Source organism: Mycobacterium gordonae, assembly GCF_002101675.1.
In the GTDB taxonomy this organism is placed as follows: Bacteria; Actinomycetota; Actinomycetes; order Mycobacteriales; family Mycobacteriaceae; genus Mycobacterium; species Mycobacterium gordonae.
Genome location: NZ_LQOY01000192.1, coordinates 1 through 7,225 on the forward strand (window position 1 = coordinate 1; position 7,225 = coordinate 7,225).

Here is a 7,225-nt window from a genome sequence, read left to right on the forward strand (position 1 = left end):
ATGCCATCGGGCGGCGGGGAGCGATGTGCGAGCGCGCCCAACGAGGTCGCGACGGCGAGTTGGCCGCCCGCCGAATCGCCTGTGTCGGCGGCAAGTGAATACTGACCAGTGCGCGGCCGACTCCTGATCAGTTTTCGATTGCCGTTGACAGCCTGCGATCGCTACCGTGCGGGCTGATGTCGATTCTTCAGAGCCCGCCAACCACCGGTAGGCCCTCAGTGCGTCGTCAGCAGCCGCCGGATACGGGTAACGCGGAGCCAATCGATAGCGGACCGCGAAGACCGGGCGCAGCGACGCGGCAGACAGTTCGCCCAGCAGACCGCGATGGGTTTTGGGAGAGCACATCGAAAATGCGCCGCCGTGAATGTAAAGGATCGGTGGCCCGTCCGGGTTGACGTTCGGTGCGACGACCCAATCTCCCCTCACTCGATCGCCGGCGAAGACGGTGTCGACCAGCCTTACGCGCAGTCCTGGGCGTGGGCGGGACGCGATGAGCGCCGCCCGAAGCACCCGATCCATCACAGCAAGCCCGTACTGGTTGGACGGTAGTGCTTGCGTCAATGGGCGAAGGACCCCGCGTGCGGATGTTGCGATGAGGTAGCTTGTCAGGCTCGGATCCCAATCCGAGGAAACGGATATCACGATAAGCCAGCCAGCTTTTCGTTGGTGCGGCCCCCTGTAGCATCCCAAAGCCCGCGTATAGCGGATCGAGGTCGCTGGCGCGGGGCCACGTCGTCTTTGAAGTGGTGGGTATAAGAAGGAAGCAGGCCTTGTAGGAACCACTGTTACTGATCTACCGGCAGCCTTCAAAGCGACGCGCGCCGTCGTCGCCAGAGCCGCAGAGCTACGCGATCCAGAGCGGGTCGTCCCCCGGTCGAGCTGGCGCAGGAACGTAGGCAACGATGATGCAGCGACGGCTGTCGAAGTTCTCGATTACCGCCGACCGGCCGGCAGTTGCAAGGTCGCCTCACTGGGCACGCATATGCCCTCCTCGCTGGACACTGCCAGTTCCAGGTCGACCAGGCGCATTCCGCGGTCTTGGCGCTTGGCCACCACCCGCCCGGTAAGGGTCGCGGTCTGTCCCGGGTAGATCGACTTGATCATCGATATCTTGCGCCGGCGCAGGAGCGCGTCGGGGCCCGCCCAGTCGGTGAGGCCCCGGTCGATGAAGCCGTGAAAGAACAGCGTCGACAGGTAGATCGTTCGCTGGCCCTGGCTGCGTGCGTACTCCGGATCGTGATGGCCCGGGAACCAGTCCCACGTCGCCGCGGCGTTCATGCAGACCCGCTTGTAGGTGATAGGAATCGACACCGGCGTGATCTCGTCGCCGACAATGACGTCATCGAAGGTAAGGCCTTTGATGTCTGCAGTGCTGATCTTGGTCATGAGCGCCCCCGGGTTTACTGGGCTGTGTCGTAGCGGAACAGGACGTTGGTGTTGCGGGCGATGTTCTCGCCGTGCTGGTCGGTGTAGGTGGTAAGCGATGTGATGAAGACGCCGGTTCCCAGCCGAGTCGTCTTCTCGTCGGATAGCGAGACGATCTCCTCGACTATCCAAACGTGGTCACCGACTCGGGGTCGGCGCTCCAGCTCGGTGGTGGTGGAGGCGTTGATGATGTGGTGGCCGGGCAGGGGAACGTTGAGCGCGAAAAGCCCGTCCTCGCGGTGCAGGTGCGCGGGCGCCCATTGCGGGTTCATGCCCAGGGTCATCAGCAGGCCCGGTGGGCACTCGTCGCCCTCCCAGTACCGTGGGTTGGCGTCCTCAACCAGAGAGCAGTAGTAGAGGATCATCGATCGGTCGATCGGAAACCACGCCTGCTTTGGCTCGGAGCGACGACCGACCCAGGACCGGCCCTCCTCTAGAGTGCCGAACGCCATCCCGAGCCCGGTGACATCGTTGGTGTGGGAGCTCACGGTGTTGCCTTCCCTTCGATGGCGGGTTCGGGCAGGGGCATGCGGGACAGGATCGAACACATCGACTTGCCGGTCTCGTCGAAGCGCAGTGTTGCGGTTGCGCCGCCGCCGAGGGCTCCCCGCATGACGATGTTGAACGCATGCAGGCGAGGCAGCGTGTAGATCGTCACGGTTCCGGTGACCAGACCCTTCATGAAGGAGGTGATGGCCTCCGGCCGCAGTCCGCGTTGCAGCGCGGCAAAAGCCTCGGCGTCGCGGGCGAGCACCACGACGTTGGAGATGTCACCCTTGTCGCCTGAACGCACGAACGCCAACTCGTCAATGGTGGGCATCGAGCATCTCCTTGGCGGCCTGGACACGGACGTGCTGTGGGACGAACTCACGCGGTACCAGGGTCGGCCACAGCGCTATCACCTTGCGCACCGCCAGCGGCGCGCCGAAGGCGGTACCCACCGGACCGGCCGTCGCTGGCAGCAGCATCGCGCGGCGGGCGACCTCGGCCTCGCTGCGGGTGCGGCACTTGGCCACCATCCGGAGCTCGACCTCGTTGGGCTGGGCGTCGGGTGCCGGTCGTGGGGCCACCGGGCCGGCCAGCGCGTCCCAACCGACACGGTCGAAACGCATCTCCTGCGGAATGACACCCAGGTACTTGATGCGGCCGCGCACTAGCCTCTCGCAGAAGTCGGCCTTCTCCAGAGCATCGGGCCAGGGGATCATCGTGCGCCCCTCGGCGAGGTAGCCGTCCTCGTAGCCGATCTGCACCTTGAGCGTGTCCGGCCGTCGGCGGCCGGTCATGCCCGTGAGCTGCACGCGGTCGGGGCCGAGTTCTTTGACCTCGACACCGCCCATGTCGACGACACCGTCGGGCAGCAAATAGCAGAACGGGTCGTGCACTTCGTAAAGCAAATGCTCTTTGATGGTCCACTCGTTGAGCACCCCACCCGAGCCCGGCACCTTACTGATCACAGCGGTGCCGTCAGCCGACATCTCGGCCATCGGGAACCCGAGCCGCCACGGATCACGCGACAGCCGCCACTGCGAGGACATGCCGCCGGTCGCGATGCCCGCACACTCCAGTACATGACCGACGGTAAGCGCGGCGCCGATCAGGTCGGGATTACGCTCAAATATCCACCCGAAGTGGCGCATGAGCGGCCCGCAATAAAGCGCAGAGTCGGCAAGCCTGCCGCCGATCACGACATCGGCGTCGCCGTCAAGTGCGTCAATGATCCCGTCGGAGCCGGTGTACGCCGAGACAGCGACGATCCGGTCGGCGATGCGGTCGATGTCTTCTTCGCCGGACTCAAGGTGCGCGAATTGCCAACCCGAATCCCTGATTTCGGCGATTCTCCCCGTCAAGTCGTCGCCCTCAATGGTTCCGATGCGGGTGTCGGGATATCCGGCGTCACAGGCCACTCGCGCAGCGGCCAGTGCGGCGGCACCCGGGTTCGCTCCGCCCCCATTGGTCACGATGCCGACGTCGTTACGGCGGGCAGCGGGCAGCGCCTGACGCAGAATGGGTTCGACATCGGGCACGTACCCTTTACCCGGGTCACGCATCTTGGCACGGGTAAGGAGCGCAACGGTCAACTCGGCCAGCAGGTCGAAGCAGGCAAACTCGACACCGCCCTGCTCAATGAGTTCCACCGCGGGATCCACCATGTCACCCCAATAGCCGGCACCAGCACCGATCCGCACGCTGGCACTCATGCGCACTCCTGCGCCGCCTCGGCGCTTGCCGCCGCGATGTCGGCACTAGGCGGCGGCGCGCTTGGCGGTATCCCGCCGACTGCCGGATCGACAAAGGGCACGAATGCGGCGCGCCCGGCCAGCCGTCCTTTGCCGGTGACCCCCGCAGCAATCAGCATCGTTCCGGGCATCGTGTTTTCCTCCTCTCTGTCCCCGGCCGTCGACCGCAAAGCTCTTGGCCGCGGGCCTGTTAATTGGCGTTAGCGTACGCTGTCTTGACACCGCTCGGCAGTGACCCGAGGCCCGGCGTCCGGGTCAAGCGAATCGAGCTTCCCGAAGTTGTCGACGTTGCGCCACGCCAGAGGGGCGAGATTGCCTTTCTGCTCATGGGCTGGGGATTAGAACGACTCCGGCTGCTGCCGAGAAATCACGTATCCGGCGTGGCGTAAAGCCGGTCACTGGAAGTCGACGCACTACCGACACGCGGACTTGCGCGTCAATGTTAACGGCCGATAACGTATCACCGGGCGATTACGCTGCTGTCGAGCGGTGACGGAAGCTTCCCTCGAATTCCTCGGTGTGTCGCCTGAAGTTTGTCGTGGCCGGTGCAAACCCGGACCTGCGGGTGATTCAAGGGGTTGAGCGGTATGGAGATATCAGAGAGCCAGGAACGGCGGGATCTGCGGGCGGCGGTTGCGGCCATCGGGAAGTCGTACGGCCACGATTACTACCTGACCAAATCCCTGGGGGGCGAGAAGTCTACGGAACTGTGGCAGGAGGTAGGTAAGCAAGGTTTTCTCGGGGTGAATATTGCCGAGGAGTACGGCGGTGGCGGTGGGGGTATCTACGAACTGCATGCCGTGGGAGAGGAGTTGGCGGCGGCGGGGTGCCCGTTGTTGATGACGGTGGTGTCGCCGGCCATTTGTGGCACCATCATCCAAGCGTTCGGAACCGACGAGCAGAAACGGCGTTGGCTTCCGGGCATTGCGAGCGGCGAGATCATAATGTCGTTTGCGATCACCGAGCCCGACGCGGGCTCAAACTCGCACAACATAGCGACGACCGCCAAGCGGGACGGCGCCGACTGGGTTCTGCGTGGCACCAAGTACTACATCTCGGGAGTGGACGAGGCGCAAGCCATCTTGGTGGTCACCCGAACGGGTACTGACGAGCGTGGGCGCGGCCGGCTGTCGCTGATGGTGGTTCCCACGGACGCTGCCGGCCTGCAGAAGACTCTGATTCCCGTGCAAGCCGTGACACCGGAGAAACAGTTCACCCTGTTCTTCGACGATGTACGTGTTCCCGGTGACAACTTGATCGGCGCTCGGGACGAGGGACTGCGGCAGGTATTCGTTGGTCTGAATCCGGAACGGATAATGGGGGCGGCGCTGGGCAATGGGATCGGCCGGTACGCGTTAAACAAGGCATGTACCTACGCCCGGGAGCGCAGGGTGTGGGACACCCCTATAGGGGCACATCAGGGAGTCGCTCATCCGCTGGCGCACGCCAAAATTCAGGTTGAACTCGCACGCTTGATGACCCAACGGGCGGCCGCCTTACACGATGCCGGCGAGGCAGGGGCCGGCGAGGCGGCGAATATGGCCAAGTACGCGGCAGCTGAAGCCGGAATCCTTGCGCTGGACCAAGCGATTCAGACGCATGGCGGCAACGGTCTGGCTACGGAGTACGGGTTGGCGACGTTGTGGGGACCGGCGCGGTTGATGCGGACGGCACCGATCAGCCGGGAGATGATCCTCAATTATGTTGCGCAGCATAGTCTCGCGCTTCCACGGTCATACTGAACGTCGACTAGGTTTGGGTGGCTGCTTCCATGAGGTCAACGTGAGAACTTGGGCACTTGCCAGCGAGCCGGCTATCGCCGCAGTAGAAGAACTACCGCCAGGAAAGTACGAAGGCCACGACGGCGCGGGCATGCAGGAGTTGGTGCTTCGTCGGTTTCTGCAGAGCCATTCACTTGGTCCCCGCGATGTGGACGGCCTGCTGGTTTGCCCGTCCGGCATGGCCAGCGGTGCGGGTGCCGACATCTTCGTCCACGAGCGCCTCAATGACGTGTTGGGCATCCGGCCGCGCTTTTGTGAGACTGTCAACGTCGGTGGGGCGACCTACACGATCATGCTGTCGCGGGCTGCACTTGCAATCAGCGCCGGCCTTGCAAACGCGGTGCTCTGTATCGGTGCGGGGAAATTCCCCAAGGTGGGGCGGGGAGGCGGCGCCAACGCAATGGCGCGCATGATCAGCCACCCGGACTTTGAGTACCCATACGGCAGCTTCATCCCAGCCCTTTACGCCTTAGCCGCCACGCGGCATATGGCCGAACGCGGAACGAGCCGCGATGCTCTTGCCGCCGTGGCGGTCTCGAGCCGCGAGTGGGCGTTACGGCATCCAGATGCTTTGATGCGCAACGCGGGTCCGCTCACCGTCGAGATGGTTCTGGCTTCACGACCTATCGCGTGGCCGTTCAATTTGCTGGACTGCTCAGTACCGTGTGAAGGTGGCGCCGTGTTCCTAGTGGCCCATGGTGACCGCGCGCGGGAAATCACCGACCAACCGGCCTATGTATTGGGCTTCGGTGAACACCACGATCACGGCAACATCACCCACACCAGCGACTTCGCAACAATGGGTGCCAGCGTGTCAGCGCGTGCCGCGTTCGAAATGGCCGATCTTTCGCCTTCGGACGTGCAGGTGGCCGAACTGTACGATGCCTTCACGATCAACCCGATACTGCTGTTGGAGGAAACGGGGCTGGTGGCGGCAGCTAAAGGTGGCCACTTCTTCCTGGATGGGCGGGGGGCGCCCGGCGGTGACCTTCCGGTGAACACCTACGGGGGTCTGCTGTCATTCGGACACACCGGCGACGCGTCGGGAATGTCGATGCTGATCGAAGCTGCGCGCCAAGTGATGGGGAAGGCTGCGGATCGTCAAGTGTCTGCAGAAATAGCATTGGTACACACTTACGGCGGCATGATGGCAGACCATTCGACCGTACTCTTGGGGAGGACGCCGTGACAACTGCTCCCATGCCCACCGTGACTGACAGCACGGCCGTGTACTGGCAGCAGGCAGCTGTCGGGCGGTTTGTGCTCCCGAAATGTCGGGAGTGCAAGCGATTCCATCATCATCCCCGCCCTTGGTGCCCATACTGCTGGGCTGCGGATCTGGATTGGCAAGAACCTTCGGGAAAAGCGACGATCGTCACCTACACCGTCGTCCGTCAGGCCCCGTCGCCAGCTTTCACCGCTCCTTACGTCTTGGCGATAGTGGAGCTGGAAGAAGGACCTCGAATGATGACCAACGTGATCGAATGCAACGTCGATGAAGTGCGGGTCGGTATGGCTGTCGAGGTGGTCTTCGAATCACGAGGCAACCTGGCACTTCCGCAGTTCCGACGGGTCACGTCAACTGCGTGACGAGCCGACGCGAAAACTCACTTATCCAGCACCGATTACCTGTATTTGTGGGTGGATGGCATCCACCTCAAGGTGCGCCTTGAGGTGGAGAAACTCTGTTTGCTGGTAATGATCGGGGTCCGTGCTGATGGCCGCATGGAGCTCGTCGGGCTGGCTGACGGCTTCCGGGGATCGACTGAGTTCTGGGCTGAT

The 7,225-nt window shown here is 63.4% G+C and carries 8 protein-coding genes and 2 pseudogenes; 4 read left to right on the forward strand and 6 right to left on the reverse strand.

Annotated elements, in window-relative coordinates; translation table 11 throughout:
* From AWC08_RS24320 to AWC08_RS36765, 6 genes and pseudogenes are all read right to left on the reverse strand, one after another.
* Positions 1-639 (reverse strand): annotated as a pseudogene (locus AWC08_RS24320) (alpha/beta hydrolase fold domain-containing protein); the annotation flags it as partial.
* Positions 640-933: 294 nt separating this feature from the next.
* Entirely contained in the window at positions 934-1,386 is a 453-nt protein-coding gene (locus AWC08_RS24325; protein ID WP_007172211.1) for a MaoC/PaaZ C-terminal domain-containing protein, read from the reverse strand.
* 14 nt (positions 1,387-1,400) lie between these two features.
* A complete protein-coding gene (locus AWC08_RS24330) occupies positions 1,401-1,877 on the reverse strand; it encodes an FAS1-like dehydratase domain-containing protein (RefSeq protein WP_170826177.1) in 477 nt (158 codons plus the stop codon).
* A 32-nt stretch (positions 1,878-1,909) separates the two neighbouring features.
* Positions 1,910-2,245, reverse strand: coding sequence for an AtuA-related protein (locus AWC08_RS24335; protein WP_007172213.1), 336 nt, complete (start codon positions 2,243-2,245; stop codon positions 1,910-1,912).
* Positions 2,232-3,623 carry an acyclic terpene utilization AtuA family protein gene (locus AWC08_RS24340; RefSeq protein WP_033721564.1) on the reverse strand — a complete coding sequence of 464 codons (1,392 nt, stop codon included), beginning with the start codon at positions 3,621-3,623 and terminating at the stop codon, positions 2,232-2,234. The genes AWC08_RS24335 and AWC08_RS24340 overlap by 14 nt, the downstream gene beginning before the upstream one ends.
* Complete coding sequence (locus AWC08_RS36765; RefSeq protein ID WP_007172215.1) at positions 3,620-3,793, reverse strand: hypothetical protein; 174 nt, start codon at positions 3,791-3,793, stop codon at positions 3,620-3,622. Before AWC08_RS36765 ends, AWC08_RS24340 begins: the two co-directional genes overlap by 4 nt.
* Positions 3,794-4,249: 456 nt before the next feature.
* Between AWC08_RS36765 and AWC08_RS24345 the strand changes: the two genes are divergently transcribed.
* From AWC08_RS24345 to AWC08_RS35825, 4 genes and pseudogenes are all read left to right on the forward strand, one after another.
* On the forward strand, positions 4,250-5,404 hold the full coding sequence (locus AWC08_RS24345; protein WP_007172216.1) for an acyl-CoA dehydrogenase family protein: 1,155 nt from the start codon (positions 4,250-4,252) through the stop codon (positions 5,402-5,404).
* Between the two features lie 40 nt (positions 5,405-5,444).
* Positions 5,445-6,632, forward strand: coding sequence for a thiolase family protein (locus tag AWC08_RS24350; RefSeq protein WP_033721567.1), 1,188 nt, complete (start codon positions 5,445-5,447; stop codon positions 6,630-6,632).
* 11 nt (positions 6,633-6,643) lie between these two features.
* Positions 6,644-7,033 (forward strand): Zn-ribbon domain-containing OB-fold protein, encoded by a 390-nt coding sequence (locus tag AWC08_RS24355; protein WP_033721568.1) that lies wholly within the window; start codon positions 6,644-6,646, stop codon positions 7,031-7,033.
* A 21-nt stretch (positions 7,034-7,054) separates the two neighbouring features.
* Positions 7,055-7,225 (forward strand): annotated as a pseudogene (locus AWC08_RS35825) (transposase); the annotation flags it as partial.

Excerpts from the sequence above, each read along its gene's own strand:
- AWC08_RS36765 (WP_007172215.1), bottom strand. The coding sequence starts at position 3,793 with ATGCCCGGAACGATGCTGATTGCTGCGGGGGTCACCGGCAAAGGACGG.
- AWC08_RS24345 (WP_007172216.1), top strand. The coding sequence starts at position 4,250 with ATGGAGATATCAGAGAGCCAGGAACGGCGGGATCTGCGGGCGGCGGTT.
- AWC08_RS24325 (WP_007172211.1), bottom strand. The coding sequence starts at position 1,386 with ATGACCAAGATCAGCACTGCAGACATCAAAGGCCTTACCTTCGATGAC.
- AWC08_RS24330 (WP_170826177.1), bottom strand. The coding sequence starts at position 1,877 with ATGGCGTTCGGCACTCTAGAGGAGGGCCGGTCCTGGGTCGGTCGTCGC.
- AWC08_RS24335 (WP_007172213.1), bottom strand. The coding sequence starts at position 2,245 with ATGCCCACCATTGACGAGTTGGCGTTCGTGCGTTCAGGCGACAAGGGT.
- AWC08_RS24355 (WP_033721568.1), top strand. The coding sequence starts at position 6,644 with ATGCCCACCGTGACTGACAGCACGGCCGTGTACTGGCAGCAGGCAGCT.
- AWC08_RS24340 (WP_033721564.1), bottom strand. The coding sequence starts at position 3,623 with ATGAGTGCCAGCGTGCGGATCGGTGCTGGTGCCGGCTATTGGGGTGAC.